10 protein-coding genes are annotated in these 15104 nt (G+C 73.0%); 3 read left to right on the forward strand and 7 right to left on the reverse strand.

Annotated features, from left to right (window positions below):
* Nucleotides 1-80: 80 nt before the first annotated feature.
* The 4 genes from ald to ACTWP8_RS36300 all read right to left on the reverse strand — a co-directional run bounded on the left by ald (nt 81) and on the right by ACTWP8_RS36300 (nt 6063).
* Nucleotides 81-1196 carry an alanine dehydrogenase gene (ald, locus tag ACTWP8_RS36285; protein ID WP_443326334.1) on the reverse strand — a complete coding sequence of 372 codons (1116 nt, stop codon included), beginning with the start codon at nt 1194-1196 and terminating at the stop codon, nt 81-83.
* Nucleotides 1197-1328: 132 nt separating this feature from the next.
* Nucleotides 1329-3476: a tetratricopeptide repeat protein gene (locus ACTWP8_RS36290; RefSeq protein WP_443326326.1), complete on the reverse strand. Its 2148-nt coding sequence runs from the start codon at nt 3474-3476 to the stop codon at nt 1329-1331.
* Nucleotides 3477-3691: 215 nt separating this feature from the next.
* Nucleotides 3692-4333, reverse strand: a complete 642-nt coding sequence (locus tag ACTWP8_RS36295; protein WP_443326327.1) for an NUDIX domain-containing protein — start codon at nt 4331-4333, stop codon at nt 3692-3694.
* Nucleotides 4334-4410: 77 nt separating this feature from the next.
* Nucleotides 4411-6063 (reverse strand): CTP synthase, encoded by a 1653-nt coding sequence (locus ACTWP8_RS36300; RefSeq protein WP_443326328.1) that lies wholly within the window; start codon nt 6061-6063, stop codon nt 4411-4413.
* Nucleotides 6064-6502: 439 nt separating this feature from the next.
* Between ACTWP8_RS36300 and ACTWP8_RS36305 the strand changes: the two genes are divergently transcribed.
* On the forward strand, nt 6503-8305 hold the full coding sequence (locus tag ACTWP8_RS36305) for a glycoside hydrolase family 15 protein (RefSeq protein ID WP_443326335.1): 1803 nt from the start codon (nt 6503-6505) through the stop codon (nt 8303-8305).
* Between the two features lie 70 nt (nt 8306-8375).
* Here ACTWP8_RS36305 and ACTWP8_RS36310 read toward each other — a convergent pair whose 3' ends face one another.
* A complete protein-coding gene (locus ACTWP8_RS36310; protein ID WP_443326336.1) occupies nt 8376-9542 on the reverse strand; it encodes a glycoside hydrolase family 64 protein in 1167 nt (388 codons plus the stop codon).
* Nucleotides 9543-9721: 179 nt separating this feature from the next.
* On the opposite strand from ACTWP8_RS36310, the gene ACTWP8_RS36315 reads away from it, so the two are divergent.
* On the forward strand, nt 9722-10825 hold the full coding sequence (locus tag ACTWP8_RS36315) for a LacI family DNA-binding transcriptional regulator (RefSeq protein WP_443326329.1): 1104 nt from the start codon (nt 9722-9724) through the stop codon (nt 10823-10825).
* 215 nt (nt 10826-11040) lie between these two features.
* Complete coding sequence (locus ACTWP8_RS36320) at nt 11041-12660, forward strand: PucR family transcriptional regulator (protein ID WP_443326330.1); 1620 nt, start codon at nt 11041-11043, stop codon at nt 12658-12660.
* 84 nt (nt 12661-12744) lie between these two features.
* Here ACTWP8_RS36320 and ACTWP8_RS36325 read toward each other — a convergent pair whose 3' ends face one another.
* Together ACTWP8_RS36325 and ACTWP8_RS36330 are read right to left on the reverse strand one after the other, a co-directional pair.
* Nucleotides 12745-13911 (reverse strand): glycosyltransferase family 4 protein, encoded by a 1167-nt coding sequence (locus tag ACTWP8_RS36325; RefSeq protein ID WP_443326331.1) that lies wholly within the window; start codon nt 13909-13911, stop codon nt 12745-12747.
* A gap of 185 nt (nt 13912-14096) precedes the next feature.
* Complete coding sequence (locus tag ACTWP8_RS36330; RefSeq protein ID WP_443326332.1) at nt 14097-15005, reverse strand: hypothetical protein; 909 nt, start codon at nt 15003-15005, stop codon at nt 14097-14099.
* Nucleotides 15006-15104: the final 99 nt, after the last annotated feature.

Below are 15104 nucleotides of genomic sequence, written 5' to 3' on the forward strand. Positions count from 1 at the left end.
GGACAAGGCCCGGCCGGAGAAGCGATGTTGACGATGTTGACGGCGCGTGTTGACGCTCGCCCGGGTGACAGCCCGAATACTCAGCCGAGAAGCGAGCTCAGCTCCACGGACTGCAGACCGTGCGCCTGTGCCACCGGGCCGTAAACGACCTGCCCGTCATGGGTGTTGAGGCCTCGTGCCAGCGCGGCGTCGCGGCGCAGCGCCTCGACCCAGCCGCGGTTGGCCAGCTCCACGATGTACGGCAGCGTGGCGTTGGTCAGCGCGTACGTCGAGGTGTTGGGCACCGCGCCCGGCATGTTGGCGACGCAGTAGAAGACCGAGTTGTGGACCCGGAAGGTCGGCTCGGCGTGCGTGGTGGGACGGGAGTCCTCGAAGCAGCCGCCCTGGTCGATCGCAATGTCGACAAGCACACTTCCGGGCTTCATCCGGGATACCAGCTCGTTGGTGACCAGCTTCGGCGCCTTGGCGCCCGGGATGAGCACCGCACCGATGACGAGGTCGGCGTCGAGGACGGCCTTCTCCAGCTCGAGGGCGTTGGAGACGATCGGCTGGATCTTGGCACCGAAGATCCTGTCGGCCTCGCGCAGCTTGTTGATGTCCTTGTCGAGCAGCGTGACGCGGAAGCCCATGCCGATGGCGATCTGCGCGGCCTCCCAGCCGGAGACGCCGCCGCCGATGACGACGGCCTTGGCCGGAGCCACACCAGGGACGCCGCCCGGCAGCACGCCGCGGCCGCCGGCCGAGCGCATCAGGTGGTACGCGCCGACCTGCGGGGCGATCCGGCCCGCGACCTCGGACATCGGGGCGAGCAGCGGCAGCGCGCGGTTCGCGGTCTCCACCGTCTCGTACGCGATGGCGGTGGTGCCGGACTCCAGGAGCGCGTCCGTGCACTCGCGGGAGGCCGCCAGGTGCAGGTAGGTGAAGAGCGTCTGATCCTTGCGGAGGCGGTGGTACTCCTCGGCGATCGGCTCCTTCACCTTCAGCAGCAGGTCGGCGGTCGCCCAGATCTCGTCGGCGGTGGGGAGGATGTTCGCCCCGGCCGAGACGTACTCCGCGTCCGGGATGGAGGAGCCCAGGCCGGCGCCCTGCTCCACGAAGACCTGGTGGCCGCCTCGGACGAGCTCGAGCACGCCGGCGGGGGTGATGGCCACGCGGAACTCGTTGTTCTTGACCTCGCGGGGGATGCCGACCTTCACGTCGATCACGGTCCTTGAATCAGCGGATTACGTACAAACCCCAGCATGCGGCTGCATACGGGATGCGGCCGCACCAATGTGCGGCTCGACCAGTCTATTGAAGGACGTCGCGCTGTCTAGCCTTTCAATCAATCAATCTTCCGGCGAGACGCTACGGATTTCGTAGGCGGAACCCGGCGTGTCGCTGAGCAGCCGTTCTGCAGCCCCACGCTGCAGGCTCGCCGCCGCGGGGTCGTGGAGCCGGTCGAGCGTGTCCGCCATCCGCAGCCGCAGCGCCGCCTGGAGCCGCCGGTCCTCGGCCCGCAGTGCCCATGTCAGCGCTTCCTCGCAGGTGCGCAGCGACTCCTCGGGCCGCCCCGCGTACTCCTGCACCCTCGCCATCTCGCCGAGTGCCCGCGCGTGGCCCGCTGAGTCGCGCAGCCTGCGATAGCCGGCCGCGGCCGCCCGCCAGTTGCGCAGCGCCTCGCCCCAGCGGCCCGCGTAGCAGTGCACCGCCCCCAGCCGCCCGTACAGCCGCGCCTCTTCGGCAGGCTCGTTGCGGGCGAGCCGCAGCGACAGCGCCCGCCCGTACCAGTCCGCGGCCCGCTGCCAGTCGCCCAGCTCCTGGTACGTGCCGCCGAGGGACTCCAGCGCACGCCCGGTGAGCAGCGGGTCTCCCGCGGACCGCGCGGCGTCCAGCGCGCCCCGGTAGCGGCGCAGCGCCTCGCCGGTCCGGCCCGCCCCGACGTCGAGGTCGGCCAGGTTGAGCAGCGCGGCCGCCTGCTCCACTTTCAGGTCCTGCCGCTCGGCGACGTCCAGGACCAGCTGGTGCAGCGGATAGAGCTCGGGTGCGGCGCCGTCCTCGCCCCAGTGCGTGATCAGCGCCCGGGCGAGCGCGGAGACGAGCCGCCTGGCCTGGGTGTCGAGTTGGCCGTCCTCGACCGCGAGCACGGCCGCGGCCAGCAGCATCGGCAGCCGCGAGTCGAGCCAGTCCGCGGCGGCCTGCGGGGACGGGAAGCGCAGGGCCTTCGGCAGCCCGGCGAGCCGCTTGCGGGCCGGAGAGTCGACGGGTTCGGCGATGGCCCGGCAGGACTGCAGCTGCCGTACGGTCCGCTCCAGCATCCGGGCGCGGGCGAGCAGTACCTCGGCGGGCTTGTCCTGAGCCCGCAGCAGCGCGCGCAGCAGCGGGGCGAGGCAGCCCGGCAGGCGGTACTGGGGCACGCCCGCGTGGTCCGGCTCCTCCACCGTGCGCAGCAGCCCGTGGGCGGCGAAGAGGTCGAGGGAGCCCTGGGCCGCGGTCACCGAACACCCGGCCAGCGCCGAGGCGATGTGCGCGTCCACGCAGCCCGCGGGCGCCAGCACCAGCAGCCGCAGTATCCGAGCGGCGGGCGGCGGCAGCGACTCGTACACGAGCCGGAAGGCGCGGGCCAGCGGCCGTACGGCCTGCCCCTGCCCCTCCCCCGGCGGGAGTTCGCGCAGCCGCTGCGCCACATCGGCGACCGACGCCTTGGGGCGGGCCGCGAGCCAGCCGCCCGCGAGCACCAGCGCGGCGGGCCGGCCCTCGCACTCCTCGACCAGGGAGCGGGCGGCGACGGGATCGACGGTGAAGCGGGTCCGGCCGGCGTAACCGGCGAGGAGTTCGACGGCGGCGGCGGTGTCGAGGCCGCCGAGGGTGCACGGCCGTACGTCCGGCACCCCGGTCAGCGGGCCCTCGGAGGTGGCGAGGACGAGACACCCCGGCTCATCGGGAATGAGCGGGTGCACCTGCTCGGGGTCGGCCACGTCGTCGAGGAGCAGCATGATCTTGCGCCCGGCGAGGGCCTGCCGCAGGGCCTCGGTCAGCTCGTCCTCGTCGGAGCCGGGGGCCGCGGAGGAGCCGAGCGCGGCGAGCAGGTCGCGGGCGGTCCGCGCGGTGGGCACGGGCCGCCCCCCGGGCAGGGTGAGCTGGGCGCGCAGCACGCCCTCGGGGTAGTCGCCCGCCACCTGCCGGGCGAACTCCTCGGCGAGCGCGGTGCGACCCGAGCCGGGGCGGCCGGCGATGAGGAGGACCCGGGCCCGGGCGGCGTTGCGCCCGGAGAGGGTGTCGAGCCCGGCCTGGGCGATGTCCTCGCGCAGCGACCTGAGCTCACGGCCGCGGCCGTGGAATCCGTGGGCGGCTCCCCCAGAGCTTCGCCTGGGTGGGGGTCCCCCCGGCGAAGCCAGGGGGAGTGCCCCCAGCTGCGGCGCGGTGCCGGTACGGGCTCGGGGCCCGCCCCGGGACGGCTGCGCCCGCCCGCCGGGGTTCAGCGCCTGATCCGTCACGGGCCACGCTCCCTTCCCTGCCTCCGGCGTGAGGGATACCGCAGCGCGGCGAGGGGAGAGACCCTCGGCACGCGCACGAGCCCGCCGCGGCTGCGGACGGGAACGGTCCGAGCGTAGTTCACGCTGTGCGACGGGCCGTGCGGAGCAGGGCTGTTGGGCGGGCCGAAGATCACCACAACGGATCATCGGAGGGGCGCGGTCGGCCCCCAGGCCGCTCAGGCCTCGAAGGGGCGGGCTGGCCAGGGCGCGTCGGCCGGGCGGAGGGAGTCGATGCCGTCGCCCGCGAGGGCGGCGGAGAGCGAGAGGGCGCCGACGACAAGGCAGTTGTTGTGCAGCTCGCCCGCCAGCACACCGTGTACGAGATCCGCCAGCGGCACCCGGGCGAACTCCATGTCGGCCTCCTCTTCCGAGACCTCGAAACGCTCGCCCTCGGCCTCGGACAGGTTCCGCGCGAGGAAGATCCGTACGGCCTCGTCGCAGCCGCCCGGCGTTGTGTAGACGTCGGCGAGGACCCGCCAGTCCTCGGCCTTGACGTGCGCCTCCTCGTACAGCTCGCGCTGGGCCGCGTGCAGCGGGTTCTCGCCGGGGACGTCGAGCAGCCCGGCGGGGATCTCCCAGAGCTTCTGCCGCACCGGGTGGCGGTACTGGCGCAGCACGATGACGCGGTCGTGGTCGTCGAGGGCGACGACCGCCACCGAGCCGGGGTGGACCTGGTAGTCACGGGTGACGACGGAGCCGTCCGGCATGACGACCCGGTCCGTGCGGACGCTGGTCTTGTTGCCGGTGAACGGGATGGCGGTGTCGGTGACCTGCCACTCCTCGGGGGTGTCGTGCAGGCGCTGGGTGTGCTGGCCCATGAGTGGGAGTCCTCCGCGGAAACAGTGGTGCAGGGGTACGGGCCGTGGGTGCCCGGTACCCCTGCCCACCGTATCGGTCAGACCTGGGCTTCTTGCCGGCGCGCCCCCAGCTGCCGCTCGACGGCCGCCTTCACCAGGCCCGCGAAGAGCGGGTGGGGGCGGGTCGGGCGGGAGCGCAGCTCGGGGTGGGCCTGGGTGGCGACGAGGTAAGGGTGGGTGTCGCGGGGGTACTCCACGTACTCCACCAGCTTGTTGTCCGGGGAGGTGCCGGAGAAGACCAGGCCGTTCTTCTCGAGCTCGGTGCGGTAGGCGTTGTTGACCTCGTAGCGGTGGCGGTGGCGCTCCTCGACGTACGGCTGGTCGCCGTAGACCTCGCGGACGATGGAGCCCTCGGCGAGCTTCGCCGGGTACATGCCGAGCCGCATGGTGCCGCCCATGTCGCCCTCGCCGGCGACGATGTCGAGCTGCTCGGCCATGGTGGAGATGACCGGGTGGCCGGTGGCCGGTTCGAACTCGGTGGAGTTCGCGTCGTCGATGCCCGCGAGGTTCCGCGCGGCCTCGATGACGATGCACTGCAGACCCAGGCACAGGCCCAGCAGGGGGATCTTGTTCTCGCGGGCGTAGGTGATGGCCGAAACCTTGCCCTCGACGCCCCGCTCGCCGAAGCCTCCGGGCACACAGACCGCATCGACGTCGGCGAGCTGCCGCTTGGCCCCCGCCGCGGTCTTGCAGTCGTCGGAGACCACCCACTTGATCTTCACGCGCGCGTTGTTGGCGAAGCCGCCCGCGCGCAGCGCCTCGGTGACCGAGAGATAGGCGTCGGGCAGGTCGATGTACTTGCCGACCAGGCCGACCGTGACCTCGTGCTCCGGCTGGTGGACCCGCTTGAGCAGGTCGTCCCACTGGGTCCAGTCGACGTCCCGGAACGGCAGGTCGAGGCGGCGCACCACGTACGCGTCGAGGCCCTCGCTGTGCAGCACCTTCGGGATGTCGTAGATCGACTTGGCGTCGATGGCGGCGACCACCGCGGACTCGTCGACGTCGCACATGAGCGAGATCTTGCGCTTGATGGACTGCGGGACGTCGCGGTCGGCGCGCAGCACGATCGCATCCGGCTGGATACCGATGTTGCGCAGCGCCGCTACCGAATGCTGGGTCGGCTTGGTCTTCAGCTCGCCCGAGGGTCCGATGTACGGGAGCAGGGAGACGTGGACGAAGAAGACGTTGTCCCGGCCGACCTCGTGCCTGACCTGGCGGACGGCCTCGAGGAAGGGCAGCGACTCGATGTCCCCGACCGTGCCGCCGACCTCGGTGATCACGACGTCCACGTCGTCGGTGGCCATACGGCGGATGCGGTGCTTGATCTCGTTGGTGATGTGCGGGATGACCTGCACGGTGTCGCCCAGGTACTCGCCGCGCCGCTCCTTGGCGATCACCGTCGAGTAGACCTGCCCGGTCGTCACGTTGGCCGAGCCGTCGAGGTCGACGTCCAGGAAACGCTCGTAGTGGCCGATGTCCAGATCCGTCTCGGCACCGTCGTTCGTGACGAATACCTCACCGTGCTGGAAGGGGTTCATCGTGCCGGGGTCGACGTTGAGGTACGGGTCGAGCTTCTGCATCGTGACCCGCAGGCCCCGCGCCTTGAGCAGCGCGCCCAGGCTGGAGGCCGTGAGCCCCTTGCCGAGCGAGGAGGCGACACCCCCGGTGACGAAGAGGTGCCTGGTCGTCATGGATTTGGGCGGCAGTGCCAAGAGGGGGCTCCCGTGGTCGCGTCGTGAAAAGCGGGCCGGCACGTACCCTGGTCCGAGATGGTGCCGAGGGGGATGCCGTCGCTGCGGTTCGGGGTGCCTTCACCTGGGGTGGGGCCCACCGGTCCACGGGCTACCAGGGTATCAGCGACAACGCGAGACCGCTTCCAGCCTTCCGCGCAGTATCCGGCAAGGGAAAGGCCGCCATCCGGGTGTCCCAGGTGGCTCACCCGTCCGGATCAGGAAGGTTGCCGAGAGGGTCGCGCAGATCGCTACTGAGCGTCGTATCCTGCTCGGACACATCAGCGAGCGAGCCGGTTCGGCACCACCCCCGCCCTCCCTCCGGAACAAGAGCTCGTCAATGTTCCCTTGACCGCAAGACGCCCACATGGGCGACCAGGCCGTTCGACTGGAGATGCACGTGGCCGGGCGTATCGAGGATTACGCTCTCATCGGAGATATGCAGACAGCCGCCCTCGTCTGCAGGGACGGCACAGCCGACTGGCTCTGCCTCCCCCGCTTCGACTCGCATTCGATCTTCGCGGGTCTCCTCGGCACGGACGAGCACGGCTTCTGGCGGCTCGGCCCGGCCCACAAGGAGGGCATCGAGCCCCCGACGGCGGACCGCCGCCGTTACCGGGGCGACTCGCTGGTGCTGGAGTCCGAGTGGGACACCCCGCGCGGCACGGTGCGGGTGATCGACTTCATGCCTCCGCGCGACGGCGCACCCCAGCTGATCCGGATCGTGGAGGGCGTGAGCGGGCGCGTACCCATGCGGTCGGCACTGCGGATGCGCTTCTCGTACGGCTGGGTCGTGCCGTGGGTGCACAAGATCGACGGGCGGACCGTCGCGGTCGCGGGCCCCGACTCGGTCTGGCTGGACACCCCCGTGGAGACGCACGGCGAGAACCTGACCACGTACTCGGACTTCACGATCTCCCCGGGTGAGCGGATCGAGTTCACCATCAGCTGGCAGCCCTCGCACAAGGAGCCGCCGCCGCTGCCTGAGCCCGAGGCGTCGCTGGAGGCGACCGAGGAGTTCTGGCGGGAGTGGGTCGAGCAGTGCACCTACCACGGCCCGTACCGGGATGCGGTGGTGCGCTCGCTGATCACGCTGAAGGCGCTGACGTACGGTCCGACCGGCGGGATCGTGGCGGCGCCCACGACCTCGCTGCCCGAGGACATCGGCGGCTCCCGGAACTGGGACTACCGCTTCACCTGGCTGCGGGACGCGGCGATCACGCTGTCGTCGCTGCTGCGCACCGGCTACCGCGAGGAGGCGCGGGCCTGGCGCGAGTGGCTGCTCCGCGCGGTCGCGGGCGACCCGGAGAACCTGCAGATCATGTACGGGATCGCGGGCGAGAGGGAACTGGGCGAGACCGACCTGCACTGGCTGCCGGGATACGAGGGCTCCCAGCCGGTCCGGGTCGGCAACGGCGCCGCGGGGCAGCTGCAGCTCGACGTCTACGGCGAGGTCACCGAGGCCCTGCACCTGGCCCACATGACGGGCCTGGCGCGCAACGACTACGCGGCCCTGCTCCAGCTGAAGCTCATCAGCTACCTCGAGAACCACTGGAACGAGCCGGACGAGGGCATCTGGGAGGTCCGCGGGCCGCGCCGGCACTTCGTGCACTCCAAGGTCATGGCGTGGGTCGCGGTGGACCGGACGGTCAAACTGATCGAGTCCGGCGAAGCGGACGGGCCGCTGGAGCGGTGGCGGGAGCTGCGCGACGAGATCCACCGCACGGTGTGCGAGAAGGGTTACGACAAGGAGCGCAACACCTTCACGCAGTACTACGGCTCGAAGGAGCTGGACGCCTCGCTGCTGCTGATCCCGCAGATGGGCTTCCTGCCGCCGGACGACAAGCGCGTCATCGGCACGATCGAGGCGATCCAGCGGGAGCTGGGCACCGAGGACGGCTTCCTGCTGCGCTACCCGACGCAGGGGCAGGAGAAGGGCGTGGACGGCCTGGAGGGCGACGAGGGCGCCTTCCTCGCCTGCTCGTTCTGGCTGGCCGACGACCTGGCGATGATCGGCCGGGTCGACGAGGCGCGGAAGCTCTTCGAGAAGCTGCTGTCGCTGCGGAACGACCTGGGGCTGCTCGCGGAGGAGTGGGACCCGCGGCTGCAGCGCCAGGTCGGGAACTTCCCGCAGGCGTTCAGCCACGTGCCGCTGATCGACACCGCACTGCGGCTGACCGCTTCGGGCGCGTACGGGGGCTGACCGGCCTCGAGGCGGCGGCCGGGCGCTCTCGGGCGCCCGGCCGCGCTCTCAAAACGGCGTCAGCGGGAGCTCAGAACGGGGTCAGCGTGAGCGTCATGCGCTGCGGGGCACCGTCCTCGATGTACGAGGCGAAGCTCGCGACGTCGTCAAAGGCGAAGCCGTACGCCTTGCCGTCCTCCGACGCCTCGTGCATCACCTTCGCGTAGTGGTGGGTGAGCTCCGCCCCGTAGAACGTGGCGGGGTCGGTGGACGGCTGGGCGGCCTGGTCGTGCAGCGTGGTGCGGTTGAAGCCCGCGCCGAGGATCGCGGCGACCGGGCCGGTGATCTGGTCGTTCGGTGCGGCGAGGGTTCCGTCGCAGAACAGCACGTCGCGGGTGGAGGGCTTGTCGAAAGACACCGTGCCGGGTCCGGTGAAGGACAGCTTCCCGCCGCTGACCCGGCCGGTGAACTTGCCGGCGTTGGTGGTGACGACGAGGTCCTTGGACTCGTACGCGCTCCACACCTCGTCGATGTACGGCGCGAGGTAGTCCTTCGCGAAGAGCCCGGCGTCCATGCCGTGGCCCGGGGCGATAATGCGCCGGTCGTCGATGACGAGCTTGCCGAAGCCGTCCTGGGCGGCGATGTCGGAGAAGATCTTGGTGCGGGCGCCGTCGCGCAGGGTGCCGGTCGTCTGGTCCTTGGCCCCGGTGAGGTGGATGGCCATCGGGACGCTGAACATGTCGACCATGGTCGTGTTGCAGAACATGCCGGTGTCTTTGTAGGTGAACTCGGCGCAGTCGTGCAGCACCGCGTAGTTGGGGTCCGACTCGGCCCAGCCCGCGGGGTAGGCCAGGGCGGCGGCGCCGTTGCCGTCCTCGACGGCCTTGAACTTCAGCTTGTCGCCGAGCGCGGTGTAGATCCGGCCGGACATGAACGGCAGCGTGAGCGTGGTGTCACCGCTGCCGGAGAGCGGGATCGCGTAGTCGGTGAACCCGTCGGAGCCGTTGTCGGACAGCGAGACCGGCTTCAGCTCGCCCTCGGGCGTGACCCGGACCTGCTGCTTGCCGTCATTGCCGACGATGTAGACCCATATCGACGCATTGGCGTATTCCCCGGTCTTGTTGGAGATGGTGAGCGGCAGGCCCGCCGCGGCGCGCGGGGAGTCCTCCGACGCCCTGGCGGATCCGAACGCCAGGCCCGTGCCGATTCCGGCCGCTGCTCCCGCCGCCAGCCCGAGGGCCCTCCGGCGGGTGATCATGGGGGTGGACGGGCGGTGCTTGCGCATGCGCATGTGCAATCGCTCCTCTTCTGGGTGGGGGGTGTGAGGAGATATGAGGAGGGGAGGGTGAGAGCATGGCAGAGAGCGCTCTCAAGCCCATGACCCAGCACATTGCCTATTTCAGGCGGTAGCGTCAAGCCTCCGCCGGAGAAAAGGAGTTGGCCGTGCCCGATCCACGCCCCACGCTGGAAGCCGTCGCCGCGCACGCCGGGGTCTCCCGCGCGACCGTGTCGCGCGTGGTCAACGGCAGTGCGGGCGTCCGTGCGTCGGTGCGGGAAAAGGTCCAGCGGGCCGTGGCCGACCTCGGCTACGTACCGAACAGCGCGGCGCGCAGCCTGGTCACCCGGCGTACGGGCGCGATCGCCGTCGTCATCGCCGAGCCGGAGCGGCGGGTCTTCTCCGACCCGTTCTTCGCGCAGCAGTTGCGCGGCATCAGCCGCGAGCTGTCCGCCTGCGACACCCAGCTCCTGCTGCTGCTCGTCGAACACCCCCGGGACTATCCGCGGATCGGCCGCTACCTCTCGGGCGGCCATGTCGACGGCGCCCTGATGTTCTCCCTGCACCGCGACGACCCGCTGCCGTCGATGGCCGCGTCCTCAGGGCTGCCGACCGTCTTCGGCGGCCGCCCCGGCTGGGCGGACGCCGACCTCGACCCGGAGCTGCTGTACGTCGACACCGACAACCGCGGCGGCGCGAGGCAGGCCGTCGAGCACCTCCTCGAACGCGGCCGGGAGCGCATCGCCGTCATCACGGGCCCGCTCGACCAGACCTCGGCCGTCGACCGCCTCGACGGCTACCGCGACGCCCTCGGCATCGCCGAGCCCGACCCCGCGCTCGTGGCCCACGGCGACTTCACGGCCGAGGGCGGCGAGCGCGCCATGATCGAACTCCTGGGCCGCTCCCCCGGCCTGGACGCGGTGTTCGCGGCATCGGACCTCATGGCCACGGGGGCGCTGCGCGCGCTGCGGGCGGCCGGGCGGCACGTGCCGAGGGACGTGGCCGTCGTCGGGTACGACGACATGGAACCGGCGGCGTGGGCGGAGCCGCCGCTGACGACCGTCCACCAGGACGTCGAGGAGATGGGGCGGCTGATGGCCTCGCTGCTCCTCCGCCGCCTGGGCGTCACGCCGGACACCGAAGCGTCCGCCGCGCTCGCGACGGGCGCCGGGGCAGCCGGCCCGCTCGCGCCGGCGACCGAGGCGGCGGCCCCGCTCGCGCCGGTCGTCACCCCGGCGCGCCTGGTGGTACGGGCCTCGACGTGACAAGGGTGTGGGCATTCGTTCCGCTGGGGCGGAACGGGTGGGCACACCCAACCCGCAGACGGCAAGGGCGAGCAACCCCCCGCGGCGCGGACCCGCCCGGCGTAGCCAGGGGCGGCGGTCACCGCGGGAACCGCCCGGTGGGCCGGTGGACCCCCCTGTGGGCCCGGCGGGCCCGGATTGGGCGTGGCCGAGGCGCCCGGGGTAGCGTCCGCGGCATGGAAGCGCAGGCGGGGATCACCGTACGGCGGGCACTCGAGCTGCCCGCCCTCCGCCGCGGGCTCCCCGAAGTCGTCGCCTCGGAGGATCAGCTGGACCGGCCGGTCCGCTGGGTCCACGCGGGCGAGGTGCCCGATATCGCCTCCCTCCTCAAGGGCGGCGAGCTTCTCCTCACCACCGGCCTCGGGCTCGGCACCCGCCCCGCCGACCAGCGCAACTTCGTCCGCACGCTCGCCGAGCGCGGTATCGCGGCGCTCGTCGTCGAACTGGGCGGCCGGTTCACCGAGCTGCCGGCCGCGCTCCTCGACGCCGCCCGCTCCAGCGGCCTGCCACTCGTACAGCTGCACCGCCAAGTCCCCTTCGTGACCGTCACCGAGGAGATCCACACCGAGATCGTCAACGGCCACTACGCGATGCTCCGCAGCGCGGAGGAGGTCCACCGGCGCTGCACCGAGCTGCTGCTGCGCGGCGGCGGTGCGCCGGACGTGCTGCGGCTGCTCGCCGACTTCGCGGGCAATCCGGTGTTCCTTGAGACCCCGGACGGGCAGCTGCTGTACGCCGCGGGGCAGGCCGCGGCGGCCGATCCTGTGCAGGTCTGGGACGGCCTGCGCAGGCAGCGCTCCGGCCGGGCCCCCGAGCTCCCGGCCGGTGGCGTGACCGTGGACATCCCGGGCGGCGGCCCGGGCCCCGGCGCGGTGCGGGCCCGCCTGGTGATCCTCCCCGTGGACGGACCGCTCGAGCCCGTCCACCGCATAGCGGCAGAACGTACGGCCGGGCTGCTGGCCGTCGTTCTGATGCAGGCGCGGCAGGAGGAGGAGCTGGCGGCCCGCGGCCGCGGCGACTTTCTCACCGACCTCGCCGAAGGCCGGACGACGGCCGAGGATGCCCCCGCCCAGGCGCGCGTTCTGGGCTTCCGGCCGGCCGACGGGCTTCTGCTGCCGGTCGTCATGCGGCTGCCCGCCGAGCTGATCCCGCCGGGCGACTGGGCCGTGCTGGTCCGCGCCGTCCAAGAGGAGCTGACGACGGTCGGGCTGCCTGTGCTGATGGGCGTACGGCCGGTGGAAGGCCGGGTTCCGCTGCTGCTCGGCCTCCGTGCGGAGTCCGAACGGTCGGCCGCGGCCGACCGGGTCGCCGCCGCCCTGCGGGCAGGCGTCGAACGGGCCGGGCTCGAACGCGCCGGGGTGCTGCCGCCCGCGGTCGTCGTCGGCGTGGCCGGCGACTGGGCGGGCGCGGGCCCCGGCCTGCGGCATGCGGCGGAGGCGGCGACCGCGGCACAGGGCCTGCCGCCCCGGCCCTGGTACGACGCCCGCCGGCTCGACATCGACCTGCTGCTGTGGCGGCTGCGCGACCACCCCGATCTCGCGGCTTTCGTGGATCGCGCGATCGGGCCGCTGCTCGTTCACGACCGCACGGCCCGCCCGCCGCTGCTCCCCACCCTTGAGGCCTACCTCGCCCACGCGGGCCGCAAAGCGGAAACGGCCCGCGAACTCCACCTCAACCGCCAGACCCTCTACGACCGCCTGGCCCGTATCTCCCAGCTCCTGGCCACCGACCTGGACGACCCCCAGGCGGTCCTCACCCTCAATCTGGCGCTGCAGGCCCGCCGGCACACTCCCTGACCGCCGAGCGGTCGCTCGGCTGAAGGCAGCCGAACGCAGAACGGGCCGGCCGAGGCGCCGCGGCGCACGGCAGACCGCCCTCGCTCACCTCCGCGGAGCGGACCGGCGGCGGTCCTCGAGTTCGTCGTAGATGCTCAGGACCTGCGCCACCGTCTCGTCCTCCGTCGGCCACGTGGCCGCCTGCGCCCGCCCCGCCGCCGCGAGTTCCGCACGCCGTTCCGGGGCGTCGAGGAGCCGCGTGACCGCGTTCGCCAGCGCGGCGGCGTCCCCGTACGGCACGAGTTCGGCCGCCTCGCCCACCAGTTCCGGCACGCCGCCGACCGCCGTCGCCACCAGGGGCACGCCTGCCCGCAGCGCCTCCTGTGCGAAGAGCGCCCGCGCCTCCCAGCGGCTCGGCAGTACGGCGACGTCGGCCGCGGCCAGCAGCTCGGTGACGTCCTCGCGCCGGCCCAGCAGCCGTACCGGCAGATCCTCGCCGTCGATACGGCGCTGCAGCTCGGCCCGTTCATTCCCTTCGCCCGCGAGGGCGAGCAGCGGCTGCGGCTCGAGGTCCCGCCACGCGCGCGTGGCGTCGAGCAGCGGGCCGTGCCCCTGCCACGGTTCCAGCCGCCCGACGGCGAGCAGCAACGGCCTGCCCACCGCGCCGAGTTCCGCGCGCGCCTTGGTACACCGCCGCTCGCCGTCGTCGCACCAGGCCGGCGCCGTGCCGGAGGACGACGACGGCTCGGCCTCGGGCACCGCGACCGCCGCGAGGCGGGCGTCGCGCGCTCCCCGTTTCCTGGCGCGCTCCACCAGCTCCGAGCACGCGCCCAGTAGGACTGTCGCGGCCCGCGCCGCCCGGCGCTCCGTCAGGCGCACGAGCTGGGCACGCGCGCCCTCCGCGTGGATGCTGGTGTGCCAGGTGACGACCAACGGCGTGCCATGCCGCCCGCCGAGCGCCAGTGACGCCCGGACGGCGGCCCGCAGCCCGTGCGCGTGCACCAGGTCGGCGTCCGCACAGACGGCCCGCAGTGCCGTGAGTGCCGACGGGTCCGCACGCGCCTCGGCGGACACGAAGCGGGCCCCTGCACCCGTGAAGTCGTAGGCGCGCTCGGCGGCTTGCGGGGCGCACACCGTCACCCGTACGCCCCGCGCGACGAGCCCGGCCGCCAGTGAGCGCACGTGCGCGCCACTGCCCGAACTCCCGCGCCCCAGCACCTGTACGGCGTGCAACGTCGACTGCCCGAGCGGCGGGACCGGTGTGCTGCTCACGCGGGTGGAGCTCCTGAGTCGGCGTCGGACGCGAGGGGGCGAGGGGATGAGGGGGTGATTGGGGGCCGCTTGCGCGTAATCCCAGCATGCCAGCACGCGCGCCGGACCGGGCGGGGATCTTCGGCGGTTTCCGGTTCCTGAGGCCGCGCGCGCCGCGGCCCGGTCACCCGTCCGGGGGACGGCGTTCAGCGACCGGGCGACGCGCCGGTGAGGCGTACGGGTGTGGCGCCGCGCGAGAAGACGGTCGCGGGTTCCGGGCGGCGGCCCAGCGCGTCCCACGCGCGGAGCAGGGCGAGCTCCCGCCAGGCCGAGCCGTTGCCGACCGCGTCTCCCACGGCCGCGGCCGCGACCACCGCGGCGGCGTGCAGCACAAGCCCCGTACGGCCGTTGCCCGCCGCGACCGCCAGGCCGAGTCCGGCGCCCAGCGCGTGCGCGCCCGCGTCACCGAGCATGGTGCGCTCGCCGAGGTCGTCGCAGAGGACGGCGGCGGACGCCCCGACGGGCCCGGCGGCCAGCACCCCGGCGGCGCCGCTCCGCAGGAGCCCGGGCGCCGCGGCGGCGAGTACGGCCTTGGCGGCGCGGCCGGGGCGTACGTCGAGGAGGTTGGCGAGGTGGGCGCTTCCTGCGATGACGACTCCGGCGAGGAGCCGGTCCGCGCTGCGCTCTTTGAGCAGCGCTCCGGCGGCGAGTCCGGCGGCGCCGATCCCGAAGAGCTTGACGGCCCCGGAGGTGACCTCGCCCTCGCGCAGCGCCCTGAGGTGGGCCCGGAAGCCGCGGCGGCAGTCGCCGCGGCCCGCCATGTCGTCGTACGCGCCGCAGGCTCCGGCCGCGAGCACGGCGACGGCTCCGGCGGCGCGGGCTCGTACGGGGAGGGTGGGGGCGCTGACGGCGGCGATCGCGGTGCCGAGGGTTACGGCGGGGCCTGCGTAGAGGTCGACGGGGCGGCCGGCGTGGTTGCGCCGCTCCCACATGGCAGGTCCGCCGGGGGCTTTGCGGCGGATCCCGGCGTAGGCCGCGCGGGCCGCCCCCGCCGCGGCGAGCAGGGCCGCGGCCCGCCCTCGCACTCTGCCGAACGGCTCCGCCGCCATCGCCATGCTCCCCGCTCCCCTCGCTGGTGACCCGCCGGTCACCCTACGCGCCCTGACCATCGGCCTCGGGCCGGGGTTCTTCGGTACGGCGGCGGTGGGTGGGGG

It is taken from the genome of Streptomyces sp. 7N604 (genome assembly GCF_052245475.1).
Lineage (GTDB): Bacteria > Actinomycetota > Actinomycetes > Streptomycetales > Streptomycetaceae > Streptomyces.

What these genes read in the sequence shown, in the direction of transcription:
- ACTWP8_RS36295 (WP_443326327.1), bottom strand. Translation starts at nt 4,333, where the DNA reads ATGGGCCAGCACACCCAGCGCCTGCACGACACCCCCGAGGAGTGGCAG.
- ACTWP8_RS36300 (WP_443326328.1), bottom strand. Translation starts at nt 6,063, where the DNA reads ATGACGACCAGGCACCTCTTCGTCACCGGGGGTGTCGCCTCCTCGCTC.
- ACTWP8_RS36310 (WP_443326336.1), bottom strand. Translation starts at nt 9,542, where the DNA reads ATGATCACCCGCCGGAGGGCCCTCGGGCTGGCGGCGGGAGCAGCGGCC.
- ACTWP8_RS36320 (WP_443326330.1), top strand. Translation starts at nt 11,041, where the DNA reads ATGGAAGCGCAGGCGGGGATCACCGTACGGCGGGCACTCGAGCTGCCC.
- ACTWP8_RS36330 (WP_443326332.1), bottom strand. Translation starts at nt 15,005, where the DNA reads ATGGCGATGGCGGCGGAGCCGTTCGGCAGAGTGCGAGGGCGGGCCGCG.